Annotated in this window: 15 protein-coding genes; 10 read left to right on the top strand and 5 right to left on the bottom strand. The window is 72.5% G+C overall.

What is annotated here, in order from left to right; all coding sequences use genetic code 11:
• Positions 1 to 59 precede the first annotated feature (59 nt).
• The gene (locus ACZ7MG_RS16300) at positions 60 to 1,958 is read right to left on the bottom strand and encodes a sigma-70 family RNA polymerase sigma factor (protein ID WP_471380102.1); all 1,899 of its coding nucleotides are present in this window, start codon (positions 1,956 to 1,958) and stop codon (positions 60 to 62) included.
• Between the two features lie 366 nt (positions 1,959 to 2,324).
• Here ACZ7MG_RS16300 and ACZ7MG_RS16295 point away from each other — a divergent pair, with 366 nt between their 5' ends.
• Genes ACZ7MG_RS16295 through ACZ7MG_RS16280 form a run of 4 tightly spaced genes read left to right on the top strand, consistent with a single transcriptional unit; the run spans position 2,325 to position 5,369 of the window.
• A complete protein-coding gene (locus tag ACZ7MG_RS16295) occupies positions 2,325 to 2,765 on the top strand; it encodes an SsgA family sporulation/cell division regulator (RefSeq protein WP_471380556.1) in 441 nt (146 codons plus the stop codon).
• Between the two features lie 47 nt (positions 2,766 to 2,812).
• Positions 2,813 to 4,051 carry a permease gene (locus ACZ7MG_RS16290; RefSeq protein WP_471380103.1) on the top strand — a complete coding sequence of 413 codons (1,239 nt, stop codon included), beginning with the start codon at positions 2,813 to 2,815 and terminating at the stop codon, positions 4,049 to 4,051.
• Positions 4,048 to 4,848, top strand: coding sequence for a TIGR03943 family putative permease subunit (locus ACZ7MG_RS16285; protein WP_471380105.1), 801 nt, complete (start codon positions 4,048 to 4,050; stop codon positions 4,846 to 4,848). Before ACZ7MG_RS16290 ends, ACZ7MG_RS16285 begins: the two co-directional genes overlap by 4 nt.
• 17 nt (positions 4,849 to 4,865) lie before the next feature.
• Positions 4,866 to 5,369 carry a hypothetical protein gene (locus tag ACZ7MG_RS16280; RefSeq protein WP_471380106.1) on the top strand — a complete coding sequence of 168 codons (504 nt, stop codon included), beginning with the start codon at positions 4,866 to 4,868 and terminating at the stop codon, positions 5,367 to 5,369.
• Between the two features lie 53 nt (positions 5,370 to 5,422).
• On the opposite strand, the gene ACZ7MG_RS16275 is transcribed toward ACZ7MG_RS16280, so the two are convergent.
• A complete protein-coding gene (locus ACZ7MG_RS16275) occupies positions 5,423 to 7,066 on the bottom strand; it encodes a M4 family metallopeptidase (protein ID WP_471380107.1) in 1,644 nt (547 codons plus the stop codon).
• Positions 7,067 to 7,323: 257 nt separating this feature from the next.
• Here ACZ7MG_RS16275 and ACZ7MG_RS16270 point away from each other — a divergent pair, with 257 nt between their 5' ends.
• Positions 7,324 to 7,740, top strand: a complete 417-nt coding sequence (locus tag ACZ7MG_RS16270; protein WP_471380108.1) for a gamma-glutamylcyclotransferase family protein — start codon at positions 7,324 to 7,326, stop codon at positions 7,738 to 7,740.
• A 102-nt stretch (positions 7,741 to 7,842) separates the two neighbouring features.
• Here ACZ7MG_RS16270 and ACZ7MG_RS16265 read toward each other — a convergent pair whose 3' ends face one another.
• Complete coding sequence (locus tag ACZ7MG_RS16265) at positions 7,843 to 10,692, bottom strand: alpha-galactosidase (protein ID WP_471380109.1); 2,850 nt, start codon at positions 10,690 to 10,692, stop codon at positions 7,843 to 7,845.
• Positions 10,693 to 10,882: 190 nt separating this feature from the next.
• On the opposite strand from ACZ7MG_RS16265, the gene ACZ7MG_RS16260 reads away from it, so the two are divergent.
• Positions 10,883 to 11,350, top strand: a complete 468-nt coding sequence (locus ACZ7MG_RS16260) for a GAF domain-containing protein (RefSeq protein WP_471380110.1) — start codon at positions 10,883 to 10,885, stop codon at positions 11,348 to 11,350.
• 40 nt (positions 11,351 to 11,390) lie between these two features.
• On the opposite strand, the gene ACZ7MG_RS16255 is transcribed toward ACZ7MG_RS16260, so the two are convergent.
• Complete coding sequence (locus tag ACZ7MG_RS16255; RefSeq protein WP_471380112.1) at positions 11,391 to 13,841, bottom strand: molybdopterin oxidoreductase family protein; 2,451 nt, start codon at positions 13,839 to 13,841, stop codon at positions 11,391 to 11,393.
• 300 nt (positions 13,842 to 14,141) lie between these two features.
• On the opposite strand from ACZ7MG_RS16255, the gene ACZ7MG_RS16250 reads away from it, so the two are divergent.
• Positions 14,142 to 14,669 (top strand): hypothetical protein, encoded by a 528-nt coding sequence (locus ACZ7MG_RS16250; protein ID WP_471380113.1) that lies wholly within the window; start codon positions 14,142 to 14,144, stop codon positions 14,667 to 14,669.
• Positions 14,670 to 14,673: 4 nt separating this feature from the next.
• Here the strand turns inward: ACZ7MG_RS16250 and ACZ7MG_RS16245 are convergent, their stop codons facing one another.
• Complete coding sequence (locus ACZ7MG_RS16245) at positions 14,674 to 15,336, bottom strand: SanA/YdcF family protein (RefSeq protein WP_471380557.1); 663 nt, start codon at positions 15,334 to 15,336, stop codon at positions 14,674 to 14,676.
• A gap of 341 nt (positions 15,337 to 15,677) precedes the next feature.
• Here ACZ7MG_RS16245 and ACZ7MG_RS16240 point away from each other — a divergent pair, with 341 nt between their 5' ends.
• From ACZ7MG_RS16240 to ACZ7MG_RS16230, 3 genes are all read left to right on the top strand, one after another.
• Positions 15,678 to 16,538 carry a sirohydrochlorin chelatase gene (locus ACZ7MG_RS16240; protein ID WP_471380115.1) on the top strand — a complete coding sequence of 287 codons (861 nt, stop codon included), beginning with the start codon at positions 15,678 to 15,680 and terminating at the stop codon, positions 16,536 to 16,538.
• A gap of 151 nt (positions 16,539 to 16,689) precedes the next feature.
• The gene (locus ACZ7MG_RS16235) at positions 16,690 to 18,015 is read left to right on the top strand and encodes a deoxyguanosinetriphosphate triphosphohydrolase (RefSeq protein ID WP_471380116.1); all 1,326 of its coding nucleotides are present in this window, start codon (positions 16,690 to 16,692) and stop codon (positions 18,013 to 18,015) included.
• A gap of 147 nt (positions 18,016 to 18,162) precedes the next feature.
• Positions 18,163 to 19,428, top strand: a complete 1,266-nt coding sequence (locus ACZ7MG_RS16230; protein WP_471380118.1) for an NAD(P)/FAD-dependent oxidoreductase — start codon at positions 18,163 to 18,165, stop codon at positions 19,426 to 19,428.
• Positions 19,429 to 19,452 lie beyond the last annotated feature (24 nt).

Raw genomic sequence — 19,452 nt, 5'->3', positions numbered from 1 at the left:
GGGACGGGTAGGGGCGGCGGGGGCGAGAAAACCATGGGCCCGCCACCCCAACCCGGAAGTCAGCAGTCGCCCCCGGGAACAGGCACCTCCGCCCCAGGCTCAACAACCTCCGGCGGAACCGACACTTCACCCCCAGGAACTTCCTCAACGGGCGGCACCTCAACAGGAGCCTCCTCGACGGGAGTCTCCTCGACCGGTGTCTCTTCGACGGGTGTCTCTTCGACGGGAGTCTCTTCGACGGGAGTCTCTTCGCCCGGAGCCTCCTCAACAGGCGGAACCTCCACAGGACTCTCCACCACCGGCGGCTCTTCCACAGGGGGCTCCACCACAGGCGGCTCCTCCACCGGAGGTTCCACCACAGGCGGCTCCTCTACAGGCGGCTCCACCACCGGAGGTTCCACCACCGGAGGTTCCCCCACCGGCGGCACCTCTACAGGCCCCTCCACCACAGGAACAGACGGCTCCCCAGAACCGGGCCCCTCAACCCCCGGCTCCTCACCATGCGGCCCCTCACCCCCTGGCTCCTCCACCCCCGGATAACCACCCCCAGGCTCCTCACCCCCCGGCTCCACACCCCCGGGTTCCTCAGCCGAAGGCCCCTCCACCTCCGGCCCCTCCACCGAAGGCCCCTCCACCTCCGGCTCCTCCACCGAAGGCCCCTCAACCCCCGGCCCCGCAGGCACAGTCACCCCCGGCTGCCGCGCCCCCGCGTCACGACCGCCCCCGCCCCCGGAACCCCCCGTACCCCCACCACCGTCGTCCCCCACCCGAACCCCCACCACGTCGTCCCCCACCGAACGCCCCACCCCCCGAGGCGAAACCACCGCATCCGTCACCGCACTCCGCCGCTCCACGACCTCGGGCGACCGCGCCTCGGGCGCCCGCGGCCCCGGCGCCTGGGCGACCGGCTCCCGCCGCGCGGGCACCGCACCGGAGTCGAGCGGCCCGAGCACGATCCCGGCCACGACGGCGGCGGCAGCCGCGGCCGCCCCGACCGCGGCGACGGCGGGCACCTTCACCCCACCCGCCCCACCCCCCACGGCCTGCCGCACCGCATGCAGCAGTTGCCCCCCGGCACCACCCGCACCACCCGCACCACCCACACCACCGGCACCACCTACGGCCCCGGCACCCCCCACCCCACCAAGCGCCGCAGCCGTACCCGCGGAGCCCGCCGTGAGGGAGAGCAGCAGCTTCCCCCCGCCGCCACCCACCACGAACACCAGCAGCGCCGGCCCGACGAGCGCGGGCAGCCGGTCGTTCGTACGCATCAGCACCGCGAGCCGTGCCCGGCAGTCGTCGCACGCGTCCACATGGCTGAGCAACTGCTCGGACTGACGCGAGGTCGCCGTACCGCGCACATACGCCGGCATGCGCCCCCAACGCACCTGGCACGCCGGATCGATCGGCGCACCGGGCTGCTCGCGCAGAAACGCCTGGCGCATCCCCTCACGCGCCCGGTGCAACAGCACCGCCGTCGCGCCCTGCTTGGCCCCGATGCGCTGTCCGACCGTCTCCAGCGGCTCCCCCTCCGCCTCGGCCAGCCACAGCGCCTGGACCCACCGTTCGGGCAGCTGGCCCAGTACCCGGACCAACAGATCGACGGAGGAGACCTGTTCGGCCGGGTCGGCGGCGTCGGCCGACCGGGGGCCGACCACCCGGACGTCGGCCTCGACCCGCTCGGGAGCGGTCGGATCCAACGGCGTCTCCCGCGTGGCCGTGGTGCCCACCGTCGTCGCGAGATGCCGCACCGTCGTCATCAGGTACGCCGGTACGTTGTCGATCTCGTGCCCCCCGGACAGCCGCCGCCACACGCGGAAGTGAGCCTCGGCGACGAGGTCCTCGGCGGTCCAGGAGTTCCGGGTGAGGGAGCGCGCGTACGCGACCAGGCGCGGGTGCTGTTCCTCGTAGATCCGGGTGTACGCGGCGGTCGCGGACCCGGACAGGCCGTCGGTCATGGCGGGAACGCTCTCCAGTTGCCTGCTGATGGGATGAGGACGATTTTGTATGTCGAGATGACAAAAATCTCAAGTAATCACACAAAGTGATGCGTGTCACAGCGGGTGACTTCGAAAACGGCGTAATACAGGGGGTCTTGGCGCGGTCGAGGGGGTGGGTCGTCCGAAGAGGTCGACCGAAGAAACATCCGACGCACACATGAACCCGCAACATCCGAGCATCCGAAGAGCCCGAACCCCATGAAGAAGTCGAAGCGCCCGAAGCAGCTCAAGCACCCGAAGCAGCTCAAGCAGCCGAAGCAACTCACGTGGCTGCGGCAGCTCACGCGCCCGAAGTACCTGAAGTGCCCGAACTGGAGACCGCTCATGCACCCCGCGCAGCCCACCCGGCCCACGCCCCCCGCTCTCGAACAACGCGCCCGCGCCCGCCTCATCACCCCCGACTACGAGGAGATCCCGGTACGCACCACCCTGCGCTACACCCCCGCCGACCCCTTGGCCGTGCACATCGACTTCCCGGCCGGCGCCTCCACCGACGACGCGGAGGTGACCTGGACGTTCGCCCGTACCCTGCTGGCGGAGGGACTGGCCGCCCCGGCCGGCATCGGCGACGTACACCTGTGGCCCTGCGGCCCGTCCCACACCGTCGTGGAACTCCACTCCCCGCACGGCATGGCCATGATCCGCTTCGACACGCCCTCGCTCCGCCGCTTCCTGCGCCGCTCGTACGCCGTCGTCGCGCTCGGCGGCGAGGACCTGGAACCGGCCCTCGATGACGGCCTCGCCTCCCTACTGGACGGGGTCTGAGACGGGGCCTGAGACGGGGCCTGAAACGTCCGCCCGGAGCGACCGCTATGTTCGATCCGATCATCCGGATATTCGGAGTTGGCATGCAGAAGACAGATGAACCGGCCGACGGGGCGGTGACGGCCGAGTCGGAGGAGACGGCGGCGGAGCCCGAGAGAGCGGGGGAGCAGCCGGAGAGGGCGGCGGCGGAGCCGGAGCTGGCCGTGGTGGTCCACAAAGCCTCCCGCCGCGAAGCCTCCCTCGGCGAAGCCGCCCACGGCGAACACCGCGCCCCCGACGGCGACCCCGACCCCGACCCCGACCCCGACGCGGACGCCACCCCCGACCACAGCTGGCCCCGGCACTGGCCCCTGCTGCTGCTCGGCGCGGCCGTCGTCCCCGGTGTCGTGCTGTTCGCGGTCGGGCGGTGGATGGAGGAACCGGCCGTTCAGGCGTGGCGGACCGTCTGTCTCTCCATCACCGTGCAGGCGCTGCCGTTCCTGCTGCTCGGCACGGCCCTCTCGGGTGCCATCAACGCGTTCGTGCCGGCCCGGGTGTTCACCCGGGTCCTGCCCCGCAGGCCCGCGCTCGCGGTCCCGGTCGCCGGTGCCGCCGGGGTCGTCCTGCCGGGCTGCGAGTGCGCGTCGGTACCGGTCGCGCACAGTCTGATCCGCCGGGGCGTCAACCCGGCCGCCGCCTTCGCGTTCCTGCTCTCCGCCCCCGCCATCAACCCGATCGTGCTGACCGCCACGGCCATCGCCTTCCCCGGCAGCCCCGCCATGGTGCTGGCCCGGCTGCTCGCCTCCCTCGTCACCGCCGCGGCGATGGGCTGGCTCTGGCTCTGGCTGGGCCGCGCGGAATGGCTCAAGCCGGTCGCCCGGCACACGGGACACCGCCCCGGGGGGAGCCGCTGGAACGAGTTCCGCACCGGCTTCCAGCACGACTTCCTGCACGCGGGCGGCTTCCTCGTCGTCGGCGCGATGGCCGCGGCCACCTTCAACGTCCTCGTCCCGCGCACCGTGCTCGACACCTTCGCCGACTCGCCCTGGCTGTCGGTCCTGTTCCTCGCCGCGCTCGCCATCCTCCTGTCGGTCTGCTCCGAGGCGGACGCCTTCGTCGCCGCGTCCCTCACCGGCTTCTCACCCACCGCGCGGTTGACCTTCATGGTGGTCGGCCCGATGGTCGACCTGAAGCTGATCGCCCTGCAGACGGGCACCTTCGGCCGGGCCTTCGCGGTCCGCTTCTCCGCCGCGACGGTCGTCGTCGCGATCCTGTGCAGCGTCCTGATCGGAGCCGTACTCCTGTGAAACGCCCCCTCCAGGCGCTCCTGCTCCTCCTCAGCGGCCTCGGCCTGCTGCACGCCACCGTCCTCACCGACCACTACCTGCGCTACGTCAAGGAGGGCATGCACCCCCTCCTCATCGCCTCGGGCGTCCTGCTGCTGGCCCTGGGCACGGCGGAGGCATGGTCCCTCTGGAGACCGGGACGCGACGGGACCGACGAGCGGGACGGCGACGACCGTCACGACGACGCCCCCGGCGCCACCGACGTCCACGGCCACGACCACTCCACCCCGCCCCGAGTCGCCTGGCTGCTGCTCCTCCCCGCCCTGAGCCTGCTCTTCTACGCCCCGCCGGCCATCGGCGCGTACACCGCCTCCCGCGAGGCCCCCAAGGCGGTGACGGTCACCGACCAGGACGACTTCGACCCCCTGCCGGCGACCTCACCCCTCCCGATGACGCTCACCGACTTCACCCGCCGCGTGCAGCAGGACCGCGACCGGGCCATCGACGGCCGCCTCGTCCAGCTGACCGGCTTCGTCACCCCCGACAAGAAGACCTCCGGCGACGACGGAACCGCCGGCTGGTACCTGACCCGCGTCATCTTCAGCTGCTGCGCCGCGGACGCCCAGTTCGTGAAGGTACGTGTCCACGGCACCCCGCCCCCGCCCGCCGACACCTGGGTCACCCTCACCGGCACCTGGCACCCCGCCGGCACCCTCGGCACGACCTCCGCCGAGGCCGCCCTCGACGCCCGCGGCCTCAAAAAGATCACCCGCCCCTCCAACGGCTACACGGACGCCCTCCCCGTCCCCGCACCCTGACCCACGGGAACGCCACCATGCCTTTCAGACTCAGGCCCCGGCCCGCGCCCACCGATGCCGATGCCGATGCCCACGCCGACGCCGACGCCGAAGAACACGAGACGCTCACCTACAAGTCGGGCCGGCTCCAATCCGTCCTGCCCGTCCTGCTGGGCTTCCTGGCCGGCACCGCGCTGCTGTACGCGGGCCTCGCCCTGGCCTCCGACCCGATGAGCCCCGACACGCTGCGGCAGTGCCTCTCGGGGGTGTTGACGGCCACCGTGGTCGTCGCGGTCCTGCGGCGCCGGGACGAGCTGACCCTGACCGAGGACGCCCTCGTGGTACGCGGCGTCCGGAGCCGGCGGATTCCCTGGACCGCCGTCCGGCGCCTCGAAGTCCGGCGCGTCCTCGGCGTACGTCAGATCACCGTGCACACCACGGACGGCCGCCGCACCACGCTGCACACCCCGACGTCCTTCCTCGACAAGGAGTTCGACCTGAAGGCCGAGATCCTCACCCGCTGGTGGCAGCGGCGCCGCTGAACTCCGAGCCAGGGTGCGCTTTCTGACGGTAGGTCAGGCTTTCTGACGGTAGGTCAGACGACGGACACCGCACTCCACGTCGCCGCCACCGCGTCGTACTCCGTGCTGCCCGCCCCGTACAGATCCCGCGCCGCGTTCAGGGTCGCCGTGCGGGCGCCCGCGTAGTTCGTGGACGAGGTCATGTAGACGGTCAGGGCGCGGTACCAGAGGGCGCCCAGCTTGTCCTTGCCGATGCCGGTCAGCGTGGAGCCGTCGCACGTGGTGCCGGAGTGCTCGACACCGCCGATGGTCTTCGTGCCGCTGCCCTCCGCGAGGAGGTACGCGAAGTGATTGGCGACGCCCGAGGAGTAGTGGACGTCCAACTCGCCGACCGAGGAACTCCAGCAGTCCGCCGAGGAGCCGTCCTTGCTGGGCCGGTCCATGAACCGGAGCGCCGGTTCGCCGAGACCCGGGCGGACGACCTTCTCGCCGACGAGCCAGTCACCGGGGTCGGAGGCGTTGTCGGCGTAGAACTCGACCAGGGTGCCGAAGATGTCCGACGTGGCCTCGTTCAGCCCGCCCGGCTCGCCCGAGTACGTCAGATCGGCCGTCGCGGAGGTCACGCCGTGGCTCATCTCATGACCGGCCACGTCCAGCGAGACGAGCGGGCCGAGCAGGTTCCCGTCACCGTCGCCGTACGTCATGCAGAAGCAACTGTCGTCCCAGAAGGCGTTGTTGTAGGCGTTGCCGTAGTGGACGCGGTTGTACGAGCCGCGGCCGTCGTTCGCGATGCCGTTCCGGCCGTGGACGTTCTTGTAGTAGTCCCAGGTGGTGTCGGTGCCGTACTGCGCGTCGACGGCGGCGGTGGCGCGGTCCGTGCCCGCACCCGTCCCCCAGTGGTTGTCGGCGTCCGTGAAGAGCGTCGCGGGGGCCCGCCGGACGCAGATGCCGAGGAGGCAGAGGTCGGTCTGGTTCGCCGCGTCACCGGTGTACGTGCCGCCGCGGGTCGGGTCCTTGAGCTGGTACGTCGACCCGGAGACGGTGGTCTCCAGGGGGACCGTGCCGCCGTAGAGGGACTCGCCGTCGCCGGTCGCGGTCTCCAGCGCGTCCCAGGCGTCGATCTGCCTGCCCGTGCCGGCGTCCGTGACGACGGTACGGGCGACCGGGTTGCCCGCCTCGTCCTGGGCCAGCGCGTCCGTCCGCCAGGCCAGCTTCGGGGCGCCGTGCAGGGCGTCGACGACCAGCCGTGGCTTGGACGTCAGCCTGCGGAGCGTCTCGCCGACGTTCGCGGCACGCAGCGCCGCCGCGGCGAGATCGGCGGCCCTGGGCGCCTTCACGGCCGGCGAGACGGTGGGGACGGTGATGTCCCGGGCCGTCGCCCGGTCGACGCTCCGGTACTCGCCGCCGGGACCGAGATGGACGACGAAGTCCCCGCCCAGCACCGGGAGTTCGCGGTACGTCCGGTCGTAGCGGACGTGCCGCGCGCCGTCCGCGTCCACGATCACGTCCCGTACGGTGGTGCCCTGCGCGGCGGTGAGCCCCAGAGCCGTGGCGCGGTCCCGCAGGACGTCGGCGGCGTCGGCGATCGCGGTGTTCCGGGTCGGGCGGTCGGCGGCCCCCGCGGTGGGGGTGAGCGTCGCCGCCAGCAGCGCGGCGGCCGCGACGGCGGTGCCGGTGGTGGCGGGATGCGGGCGTCGGAGCGGCCGTATGCGGCTCATCTGTCTCCCAGGGACGGTGGCCGGCCGGTGGCCCGGCCACGGATGTCGTCCGATTTAAGTGGGCATGACAGGTAGGCGTCCAGGGAGCCGATGGGGAGATGTGTGAGGGGTGCGAACCGTTTCTGCGAAGAGCCCCGATTCCGCAGGTCGGAGGGCCGGCGAGCGGGAGCGCATCGAGGCCGACGCGGCGACCGTGTGCCTCGGCCTCACCTACTCTGGACACCGGTCGCGCCCGGCAGGCTCGGGAGAGGAGAACGGTGCTTCCCTTCTTCGTCTACGGCACCCTCCGCCCCGGCGAGCCCAACCACGACCTCTTCCTGCGCGGCCGCACCAGCGCCGAGGAGCCGGCCCGGATGCGCGGCATGACGCTGTACGACGGCCCCGGGTACCCGTACGCGGTGGAGGAGACCGGCGGGGGTGAGGGCTGGGTGAGTGGCGAGGTGGTCACCGCGCGGCCGGAGTCCTACGCCGAACTCCTGCGCACGCTCGACGAGTTGGAGGAGTACGCCCCGGGCGACCCCGCCAACCTCTACGAGCGCGTGGCCCGCGAGGCGACCCTCGCCGACGGCACGGCCGTACGGGCCTGGGTCTACATCGCCGCCCCGGCCGTCGCCGCCGGGCTGCGCACCAGGGGCAAGCTGATCGAGGGCGGCGACTGGCACACACGCGGCTGAGCCGCCCGGGGTGCGCGGACCGCCCGGGGTGGCGGGGCATCACGTCCTGCTCCTCGGACTCGGACTCGGACTCCGACTCCGAACCCACATCGACGTCATGGTCTACGCCGGGGGCGGCGTGAAGGACGGGGCCGGTCCCGCCCAGGCCAGCCGCAGCAGCAGGACCGCCGGGGCCTCGGGCAGTCTCACCCGGAGCCCCGCACCGTCCCACTCGGCCGCCCCCGTCGTCGCCCTCGGATGCAGCACGTCCACCCGTACGTCGCCCAGGCCGGCGCCGGGCAGGGGGAGGGACCGTTCGCCGGGCCCGCCGCGCCGCCAGACCGTCACGTACACCGGGGCCGTACCCGCGACCGGCGGTCTCAGCCCCAGCGCGATCCAGTCGTCCGTCCAGCCCGGCAGGCCCAGCGGCCAGAAGGGCAGCGCGGAGCGCAGGTCGGAGCGGATGGACTTGTAGGTCGTCAAGGCATCTCGCACCAAGCCGAGTTGACGAGACGTCATGCGATCCAGATGGCCGGAGAGATGGATACGGCCGAGAAGCGCGGCGCCGAGGGTGAGGGTGATCAGGTCGTCGTCGTACTCGGGCTGGGGGTAGGCCCAGACGGCGCCTTGTTCCGGGGGTACGGCGGTGGGGGCGGAGGCGGCGATCGGGGGGTAGCGGAGGGGGTCCTGCTGGTCGCTGGTGGACTGGAGCTGGGCCACGGCCAGGGAGGCGCCGTCCATGCGCATACCGCCGGAGGCGCAGTTCTCGACGACGAGGCCGGGGTGGCGGTCCAGCACCGAGGAGAGCCAGTCGAGCCAGGCCCGGGAGTGGGCGAGATGGGCCGGGGCGGCGGTGGTGATGTTGTAGTCGAGCTTGAGGTAGCCCACGCCCCACTCGCCCACGATCCGGTCGACCGTGCCATCGAGGTGGGCGCGGGCCGCCGGATGGGTCAGGTCCAGCTGGTGACGGCCCTGCTCGGTCACCCGAGTGCCGTCCTCGTGCCGAAGGAACGCCTCCACGGGCAACACCTCGGCGAGCACACTACGCACCCCGACCACCTCCGGCTCCAACCACAACCCCGGCACCATCCCCCGCTCCCGAATCCGATCGAAAACGACCTGAACCCCAACCCGGGACCCACCACCGGACCCGAAACCGGGTTCACGACCGGGGTGGTCGCCGGGTTGCTCGCCACGCTCGCGGCCGGGCTGTTTGCTGGCATGGCTGCCGCGCTCACGACCGCGCTGGCCCCCGCGCTCACGATCAGGCTGGTCGCCAGCCTCACGACAGGACCGGCCACCGGGGTCACGACTGGCGTGGCTGCCGGGGTGGTTGCCGGGTTCACGACCGCACTGGCCACCGGGCTCATGATCGGGCTGGTCGCCGGGGTCACGACCGGCCTGGTCGCCGGGTTCACGACCGGGCTGGCCACCGGGGTGGTCGCCAGCCTCACGACGGGGCCGGCCACCGGGGTCACGACCGGCGTGGCTGCCGCGGTGGTCGCCGGGCCGGCCCCCACGCTCACGACCGGCCTGGCCCCCACGCTCACGACCGCTCTGGCCGCCGGCGAGGTCCCCGCGCTCACGACCGGCCCCGTCGCGCGCACTGCGGGCCCCGTCCTCGGTGTCGCCAGGGGCCTCCCCGTCGGACCCGCCGTCGGATCCGACGCGCGGCTCGCCGGTGGGAAAGCGGCGCTTCGACGGGAGCCAGGTGCCGACGCTGTCCCACCAGCCGCCGGGTGAGTCGCCGTTCTCGACGACGCCCCCGAACTCTCCGGCAGCGGCACTCTCCCCGCCTCCCGGGCCCTCCCCGTCGTCGTACCAGCCCGCGTCCACGCAGAAGTACTCCGCGCCCACCTCCGCCGCCGCGTCGATCAGGGGCAGCAGTTTCTCGGTGGTCGGGTCGCCCATCAGGGTGTTCATGTAGTCGTTGAAGATCACCGGGAGTCGGGTGTGGTCCGGGTGCGGGCGGCGGACCACGCGGCGGTAGGCGGTGAGCGCGGCCAGGGCGCCGTCGAAGCCGGTGCCGAGGGCGAGGGCGGCCCACTCGGTGGTGAACTCGGCCCCCGGCGCCAGGACTTCACGCCACTGGTGCTCGTCGTGGGTCGGACCGCCGAGCGCCAGATACGTCCGGCCCGCCGACTCGCCGGCCTCCCAGACCCAGCTGGACGCCGACTCGATCTGCCACAGCCAGCCGCGCCCGTCGTCACGGTGCTGGAGCGCGCCCATCGCGAGATGCCCGTCGGTGGGCCAACTGCCGCGCCCGGCAAGGCGAACCGCCGCGTGCCCGGTACCGCCGTGCACCTCGTGGTTGATGTCGGGGACGGAGTCCCGCAGCGGCTCGGAGTACCAACGGCACTCCGCGAGCCAGTCGTTGCGCGCCCGGAGGACGGACAGCTCGTCGGGGGAGGGCAGCCCGCCGAGGAGCAGACTGCCGACCGAGCGCACGGTGAGCGCCCCGGTGCCGTCGTTGCGCAGCCGGACCCGGGAGCGCAGCACGGGAATGCCGTCCGGTGAGGCGTACTCGACGAAGGCGGTCAACCCCGTTGCCGGATCGTGGAGTTCGAAGGTCAGCCGATGCCAGCCCGGACTGCCGACGGGACCGGACGCGGAGCCGATCGCGGGACCGGACGCGGAGCCGAACGCGGGGCCTGACGCGGAGCCGGGCGCGCTGCCGTCGTAGGCGGAGTGGTGTGCCCGGTAGACGAGCCGGCGGCCGATCGCCGTGCCGGTGAAGCGCGGTCTCGCCCAGCCGGTGCCCTCGCCGAGGAGAACCAGGTCGACCAGGGGCAGGGGAGCGTCGGTCTTGCTCTCCTCGGGGCCCGGTTCCGGTTCGCCGGGGCGGCGGACGCGCAGCAGCGCGGGAGTGTCACCGCTCAGGTCGAAGTCGGCGGTGAGGGCGGAGTGACCCCAGCGGTACGCGAGGCTCCATGGGAACGAGTCGGTCCACTGGTGAGTGTCGTGCTGCGGCATGCGATCCCCCCGGGTCTGCTGTGCTCCCAAGTGTTCACGGCGAGCTGTGCGTCCGCTGTCCCCATCCTCGGTGAAACGTCGGCATAACCACACGGGATCCACGTATCAGAAAGCATGAATGTTCAAGCGAGTGGGGTATCGATGCTGTTCACGACAGCGCAGCCCGAGCTGTGAGCACGAGGAGCCCCCCATGAACGCCGTCGCCCTCAACGAGACCGTCCTGAAGAACGCCCGCCCCGAAGTCGACGTGTGGCTCGCGGAGTTCGTGGAACGGAACGGCGGTTTCGCCGGCTCCGTCCATCTCTCCGAGCCGGCCGAGGAGGGCGAGATCGTCCTCGTCGCCTCGTACAACCTGCCGGTGTCGGTGCGCAACGGCACCGCCGTCATCCCGATCGGCAAGGGCATGGCGGGGACGGCCGCGCAGCGCCGGGAGGCGGTCGCCATCTCCGACTTCCAGACCGACACGACCGGCGTCGCCGTCCGCGCGGGCCGGGCCGCCGGCGCCAAGGGCTCGCTCACCCTTCCCGTCTTCGCCCCGGGCGACGACACCCACCTCGTCGCCGTCGTCGGCCTGGGCTTCCCGGAAACGCGGGACTTCACCCCGGAGGAGATGACGAAGTACACGGAGGACGCGACGACCGTATCGACCGTCCTCTGACTCCACGGCCCCGCCCCCCTGCCTCCGCCCTCCCCGGCCCCTACTCCCGCACCGCCTCCACCCGCACCGCGCACGTCTTGAACTCCGGCATGCGGGAGGTGGGGTCGAGGGCGGGGTTGGTGAGGGTGTTGGCGCGGCCCTCGCCCGGCCAGTGGAACGGCATGAAGACCGTGTCGGGGCGGATGCCGGTCGTGATGCGGGCGGGGGCCACGGCCCGGCCCCGCCGGGAGACCACGGCCAGCGGGTCGCCCTCCGCCGCGCCGAGCCGCTCGGCCAGCCGGGGGTGCAGCTCCACGAAGGGCCCGGGCGCGGCGGCGTTCAGCTCGTCGACCCGCCGGGTCTGGGCCCCCGACTGGTACTGCGCGACCACCCGCCCGGTGGTCAACAGCACGGGATACTCGGCATCCGGCTCCTCCGCGGCCGCCCGATGCGACACCGGCACGAACCGCGCCCGCCCGTCCTCGGTGGCGAACCGGTCGAGGAAGAGCCGAGGCGTACCGGGGTGCACGTCGGCAGCAGCGGTGGCGTGCGCCTCGCGGGGCCTAAGGGTGCCCGCGTCGGCGGCGGTGGAGGCACGCGTTCCGGCGCCCGGAACCGTCCGCACCTCGCCGGACCGGAGGGCGTCCGCCTCGGCGCCCGACCGGGCGCGAGCGTCGACGACCTCGGCGGATCGCGCGCGGGCGGATCGCGTGCCGACGGTCACGACGGGCTGCGAGCCGGCGTGCACAGAGGCCTCGACCCCCGCAGCGGCAGAGGCCTCCACCCCCGCAGCGGCAGCGGCCCCGGCAGCGGCATCGGCACTGACCCCGGCGGCGACCACGGCCCCCACCCCAGCAGCCTCAACGCCCCCCACCCCGTCGGCCCCCACCCCGTCCGCCACCGTCGGGCAAGGCCAGAACACCCCGTTCTCCTCCGCGAGGCGGCGGTAGGTGATCCCCGAGTAGTCGGCGGGCCCGCCCGCGCTCGCTCGGCGCAGCTCCTCGAAGACCTCCTCGGGATCGGTCGGGAAGCCCTTCTCGACGCCCAGCCGGTCGGCCAGCTCGTGCATGACCTCCAGGTCGCTGCGGACCCCGTCCGGCGGGGTGATCGCCTGCCGCCGCAGCAGCACCCGCCCCTCCAGGTTGGTCGTCGTGCCGGTCTCCTCCGCCCACTGCGTCACCGGCAGCACCACATCCGCCAGCGCCGCCGTCTCCGACAGCACGACATCGCAGACCGCGAGGAAGTCCAGCGACTTGATCCGGTCCTCGATGTGCGCGGCGCGCGGCGCCGACACCACCGGGTTGGACCCCATCAACAGCAGCGACCTGATGTCCGTACCCAGCGCGTCCAGCAGCTCGTACGCGCTCCGCCCGGGCCCCGGCAGCGAGTCCGGGTCGACGCCCCACACCTCGGCGACATGCCGCCGCGCCTCGGGGTCGACCAGCTTGCGGTACCCGGGCAACTGGTCGGCCTTCTGCCCGTGTTCGCGCCCGCCCTGCCCGTTGCCCTGCCCGGTGAGACAGCCGTACCCGGACAGCGGCCGCCCGGCCCGGCCCGTCGCCAACGTGAGGTTGATCCACGCGCCGACCGTGTCCGTACCCTTGGACTGCTGCTCGGGCCCGCGCGCGGTGAGCACCATCGCGTGCTCCGGCGCGCAGAACAGCCGTACCGCCTCCCGCAGTTCGGGAACGGACACCCCCGTGATCCGCTCCACGTACTCCGGCCAGTGCGCCATCGCCGCGGCCCGCGCCTCCTCCCACCCGACGGTCCGCTCCCGGATGTACTCCTCGTCCGTCCGCCCCTCCGCCACGATCAGATGCAACAGCCCGAGGGCCAGGGCGAGATCGGTGCCGGGGCGCGGCGCCAGATGCAGATCGGCCTGCTCGGCCGTACGGGTGCGGCGCGGATCGATGACGATCAACGTGCCGCCGTTCTCGCGCAGTTCCGTCAGATACCGCAGCGCCGGCGGCATGGTCTCCGCGAGATTGGAGCCGACGAGGATCACACACCCCGTCCGCGGGATGTCCTCCAGCGGGAACGGCAGCCCCCGGTCCAGCCCGAACGCCTTCATCCCGGCGGCGGCCGCCGAGGACATGCAGAAACGGCCGTTGTAGTCGATCTGCGAGGTGCCGAGCACCACCCGCGCGAACTTCCCGAGCGCGTACGCCTTCTCGTTCGTCAACCCGCCGCCGCCGAACACTCCGCACGCGTCCGGACCATGTTCCGTACGCGTGCGGGTGAGACCCTCGGCGATCCGGTCGAGTGCCTCGTCCCAGGAGGCGGGTTCCAGGTTGCCCGCCCTTCTGACCAAGGGACTGGTCAGCCTGACCCGGGACGAGAGCACAGCCGGGGCCGTACGGCCCTTGCCGCACAGTGCTCCCCGGTTGACCGGGAAGTCCGCGCGTTCCGTCACCACTACGACACCGTCGGACCCGTCCGCACCGGGCGTCAGGTTCATTCCGCACTGCAGGGCGCAGTACGGGCAGTGGGTGGGCGTCGCGGAGTTCGGCATACCGCCCAGCGTGCGTCGGACGTGTTACGCGCCGGGACGCTCCCCGTTACGCGACCGGCACGGGGACCTCCCGGCGCGCCCGGGGCCGACGTGAGGAGCGCGGTGAACGTAGGGGGTTCCCGTGTCCCGGTTCTGTCACCGTAGGGGGCCGTTCAAGCGCTTGCCGTCCACTTGTTCGGCATCCGCGTGCTAAGAACTACGGGCGTCGCAGACAACGGGGGTCGTGCCGTGATCCCCGTGCGGCGTACGTCCTGTCACGTGGCCCGTGCGAGGGCCGTAGGGGGAAGAGGAACCACCACCGTGAACCGTATGCGCACCACCGTCGCCGTCCTCGGAGCCGCCGGGGCGCTCACCGCCGCCCAGCTGGGCCTGGCCGGTGCCGCGTCCGCCGCGTCCACCGACACGCGGCCCAGCGTCGCGACGCAGGCCGCCGCGAGCTGCCCGATCAAGATCACCTACCTGAAGAAGTTCTACGTCGACCAGAACAACTGGGTGACCAACGGCGGCCTCCGGTTCGGGCTGACGAACTCCAGCAAGAAGGTGACGTTCAAGGACGTCAGCCTCAAGGTGACCAACACCAAGAGCCTCCGCTTCGGCAAGGCCACGGTGACGACCAAGGGCGCCCGCATCACCCAGAAGACCAACCAGATCGTCAAGGTCGCCGCCAAGACCCTGAAGCCCGGCAAGAGCGCCGCGTTCAAGGTCAGCACCCGCATGCTGCGCACCGACCTCTACGAGGTGAAGTTCGCCGTCTACGGCAAGACCACGGACGGCAAGAAGTGGGGCTGCGCCGTGGACCAGGGCACCTGGGGCACCGTCAAGCACTGACGCGCTACCCCGCCGACGCGAGCGCCGTCTCGACCCCCGTTTCCTCCGGCCCGAGGAAGCGGGGGTCCGGCTCGAAGAGCGCGTCCAGCGAGGCCTTGCCCGCCGCGAACAGCTCCCGGGTCGCCCCGTAGTACCAGGTCCCGTCGTGCCGGTCCTGCACCCCGACGCCGTACGACTCGACGCCCGCCTCCTGGCACAGCGCGACCGCCCGGCGTATGTGGAAGCCCTGGCTGATGAGCACCGCGCGGTCCACCCCGAATATCTTCTTGGCGCGGACGCAGGAGTCCCAGGTGTCGAACCCGGCGTAGTCACTGACGATGCGGTCGTCCGGCACCCCGTGCTCGGTCAGATAGCCGCGCATCGCGTCCGGCTCGTCGTACTCCACCCGGCTGTTGTCCCCGGTCACCAGCACCACCTTGATCCGGCCCGACCGGTACAGCTCGGCCGCCGCGTCCAGCCGCCGCGCGAGATACGGCGACGGCTCGCCCTGCCACAGCCCCGCGCCGAAGACCACCGCGACCTCGGTGCGCGGCGCGTCGGCCGTGGTCCGCAGCCGGTCACCGGCCGCCGTGAACATCCACGTCGAGGGCAGCAGCGCCAGCACGCACAGCACCATCACCGCCTGCACGGCCCGCCGCCGCCCGGTTCGCGTACGCGGCAGCCGCATCCCGCGCGGCAGCCGTATCCCGCGCGGCAGCCGCGCACCGCGCACCCTCCGCAAGACCCGCACCGCCCCGCCCCCCGTCCCGTCGGACCCGCGGGGTGCCCCCACCGGTCCTATGTGTCCTGCTTGTTTCCGACAGGCCCGACCGCACCCGTCATCCCGCCCAACGAAGACGTCATCCGCATCGCTCCGGTTCACCGCCCGGCGTGACAATCTTCACTCGAACGAGGAGAAGCGCCAGGTCACAGGGGTTCACACAGCCGCACCCCGCACGGTGAACTACCGGAAAAGACCCGTGACCACCGCGCAACGGCCAGGCAACCTCCCCCCGGCACCATCGAGTCATGACGGCGACGACGAACCAGTCGAACGCGGACCTCGACAGTACGGCGCACATCATGAACCTGATCACCGACCAGCTGGCCACCCAGCTCCGCCGTGTCTCCCGCGACGGAACCCGGCGCCGCACCCCACCGGCACTCGTCCTGGTGGCGCACGGCAGCCGCGACCCGCGCGCCCTGGCGACCGTGCGCGCCCTCGTGGAGCGCGTCCGCGCACAGCGCCCCGGCCTCTCCGTGCACCTCGGCCACATCGAGCTGAACGAGCCCCTGCTCCCCGACACCCTCGCCGCGCTCGGCGACCGGGAAGCCGTCCTCGTCCCCCTCCTCCTCAGCCGCGGCTACCACGTCAAGCAGGACATCCCCGAGATGGCCGCCGCATCGGGGGCCCGCACCCGCCTGGCCGCCCCCCTGGGCCCGCACCCCCTCCTGGTGGAGACCCTGCACACCCGTCTCGTCGAGGCCGGCTGGCCCACCCGCATGGACGCCGCCACCCGCCGCACGAGCGCCGTCGTCCTGGCCGCCGCCGGCTCCCGCGACCCCGACGCCGCCGAGGACACCGGCCGCACGGCCCGCCTGCTCGCCGACCGCCTCGGCGTCCCCGTCCTCCCCGCCTACGCCTCCGCCGCCACCCCCACGGTCGCCGAAGCCGTCCACACCCTCACCACCGCCGGCCGCCCCCGCATAGCCCTCGCCTCCTACTTCACGGCCCCCGGCCGCTTCGCCACGGAGTGCGCACAGGCGGCCCCATGGATCGCGTCGGCCCCGTTGGGCGCCCACCCGACCATGGCGAACCTGATCCTCCACCGCTACGACGAGTCCCTGACGACCAGCACGAGGCCACTGCCGGCGCTGGCATTGGCATAGGAGGCCGCAGAACCCCCGGCCGACAGGAGCGCCCCTTCAGGGGCGCGGGGAACTGCGCGACCAGCCACAAACCAACCCGCACCCGCCAAACAACCCCACCCGGCAGACGAGTAGGCCCCCCTTTGTCACACCCTCCCCGTACTGTCGAACCATGGAAGGCACCACACCCCCCGCCCACACCACCCCCGCCACCCACGACACCCCGCCCCCCTACGACCCGCCCTCCGCGGAGCGCTACGCCCCCGAGCCCGACAAACGCCCCGGCCGCACCGCCTTCCAACGCGACCGCGCCCGCGTCCTCCACTCCTCGGCCCTGCGCAGACTCGCCGGCAAGACCCAGGTCGTCACCCCCGGCACCCGGACCCACACCTGGGACGCCAGCCCCCGCACCCGCCTGACCCACTCCCTGGAGTGCGCCCAGGTCGGCCGCGAGCTGGGCGCCGCCCTCGGCTGCGACCCCGACCTCGTGGAGGCCGCCTGCCTCTCCCACGACCTCGGCCACCCCCCGTTCGGCCACAACGGCGAACAGGCGCTGAACGAGTTCGCCGAGGACTGCGGCGGCTTCGAGGGCAACGCCCAGTCCCTGCGCCTGCTCACCCGCATCGAACCCAAGCGCTTCGTACCGTCCCCGGAGTCCGGCGACCTGATCAGCGTCGGCCTCAACCTCACCCGCGCCGCCCTGGACGCCGCCACCAAGTACCCCTGGCCGCGCGGCGGTCACCCCGCCGACCCCGCGTCCCCCAAGTTCGGTGTGTACGACGACGACCGCGCGGTCTTCGACTGGGTCCGCAAGGACGCCCCCGGCACCCGCACCACCTTCGAGGCCCAGGTGATGGACTGGTCCGACGACGTGGCGTACTCCGTGCACGACGTCGAGGACGGCCTGCACGCGGGCCACATCGACCCCAACTGCCTGCACGCGGAGCCCGAACGCCAGGCGGTGTTCGAGGTCGCCCGCGGCCGGTACGCGCCCGCAGACACCGACCCCGCCGAACTCGCGGGCGCCCTCGACCGTCTCCTCGACCAGGAGTGGTGGCCGCACGGCTACGACGGAACGGCCGTCGCCCAGGCCCGGTTGAAGGACGCCACCAGCCAGCTCATCGGCCGCTTCTGCCTCGCCGCCGAGGGCGCCACCCGGCAGGCGTACGGCAGCGGCCCCCTCACCCGGTACGCCGCCGAACTGGTCGTCCCGCGCGAGGCACGGCTGGAGTGCGCGGTCCTCAAGGCCGTCGCCGACCGCTATGTGATGCAGCGGGCCGAGCAGGAGCGGCTCCGCGCCGACCAGCGGATCGTCGTCGCCGAACTGGCCGAGGCGCTCACCGCCCGCGCGCCGGAGGGCCTCGAACCCCAGTTCCGCGCGCAGTTCGACACGGCACCGGACGACCGTGCCCGCAAGCGGGTGATCGTCGACCAGATCGCCTCGCTCACCGACCCCTCCGCCCGCACCCTGCACGCGAGACTGACAGGACGGAACTGACGGGACGGATGTGACAGGGATATACGGGAAGTGCGGGATATGACTGACACGTGACCCTGCGTGGCCTGATCGGGTCACTACCTCTTCCCGCATCACGCTGTGTGCGGGACGCTCGCATGTGGACGCACCCTTAAGAGGAGGCATCAAGTGGTCGACGCGGATCAGACATTCGTCATCGTCGGAGGCGGTCTCGCCGGCGCGAAGGCGGCCGAGACGCTCCGAGCGGAGGGCTTCACCGGCCGCGTGATACTGATCTGCGACGAACGGGACCACCCCTACGAGCGCCCGCCGCTCTCCAAGGGCTATCTGCTCGGCAAGGAGGAGCGCGACAGCGTCTTCGTCCACGAACCGTCCTGGTACGCGCGCAACGACATCGAGCTGCACCTCGGCCAGACCGTCGACGCGATCGACCGTACGGCGAAGACCGTCCGCTTCGGCGACGACGGCACCCTCGTCCACTACGACAAGCTGCTGATCGCCACCGGCGCCGAACCCCGCCGCCTGGACATCCCGGGCACCGACCTCGCGGGCGTCCACCACTTGCGCCGCCTCGCCCACGCCGAGCGCCTCAAGGGCGTCCTCGCCGCGCTCGGCCGCGACAACGGCCACCTGGTCATCGCGGGCGCCGGCTGGATCGGCCTGGAGGTGGCGGCGGCGGCCCGCGAGTACGGCGCGGAGGTCACCGTCGTCGAGCCCGAGCCGACCCCGCTGCACGGCGTCCTCGGCCCCGAGCTGGGCAACCTCTTCGCCGAGTTGCACCGCGAGCACGGCGTCCGCTTCCACTTCGGCGCGAAGCTCACCGAGATCGTCGGCCAGGACGGCATGGTCCTCGCGGCCCGCACGGACACGGGGGAGGAGCACCCGGCGCACGACGTCCTCGCGGCCATCGGCGCGGGTCCGCGCACGGGCCTGGCCGAAGCGGCGGGGCTGGAGGTGGCCGACCGGTCCCAGGGCGGCGGCATCCTGGTGGACGCGGGGCTCCGCACGTCCGATCCCTCCATCTACGCCGCCGGTGACGTCGTCTCCTTCCCGCACGCCCTCTTCGACACCCGGCTCCGCGTCGAGCACTGGGCCAACGCGCTCAACGGCGGCCCGGCCGCCGCGCGCTCGATGCTCGGCAAGGACGTCACCTACGACCGGGTGCCCTACTTCTTCTCCGACCAGTACGACCTGGGGATGGAGTACTCGGGGTGGGCGCCGCCCGGCTCGTACGACCAGGTGCTGATCCGGGGCGACGCGGGGAAGCGGGAGTTCATCGCGTTCTGGGTGAAGGCGGGGCGGGTGCTGGCCGGGATGAACGTCAACGTGTGGGATGTCACCGAGCCGATCCAGCAGCTCATCCGGTCCCGGGTTCGGGTCGACACGGACGCGCTCCTGAACCCTCAGGTGCCGTTGGAAAGCTTGACCGCCTAGGGGCGCCGGGTTCGGTGGCGGGGC

It is taken from the genome of Streptomyces sp. NPDC107538, from assembly GCF_055657445.1.
The sequence above is the reverse complement of the archived record's forward strand: the minus strand, read 5'-3'. Positions and strand labels throughout refer to the sequence as shown.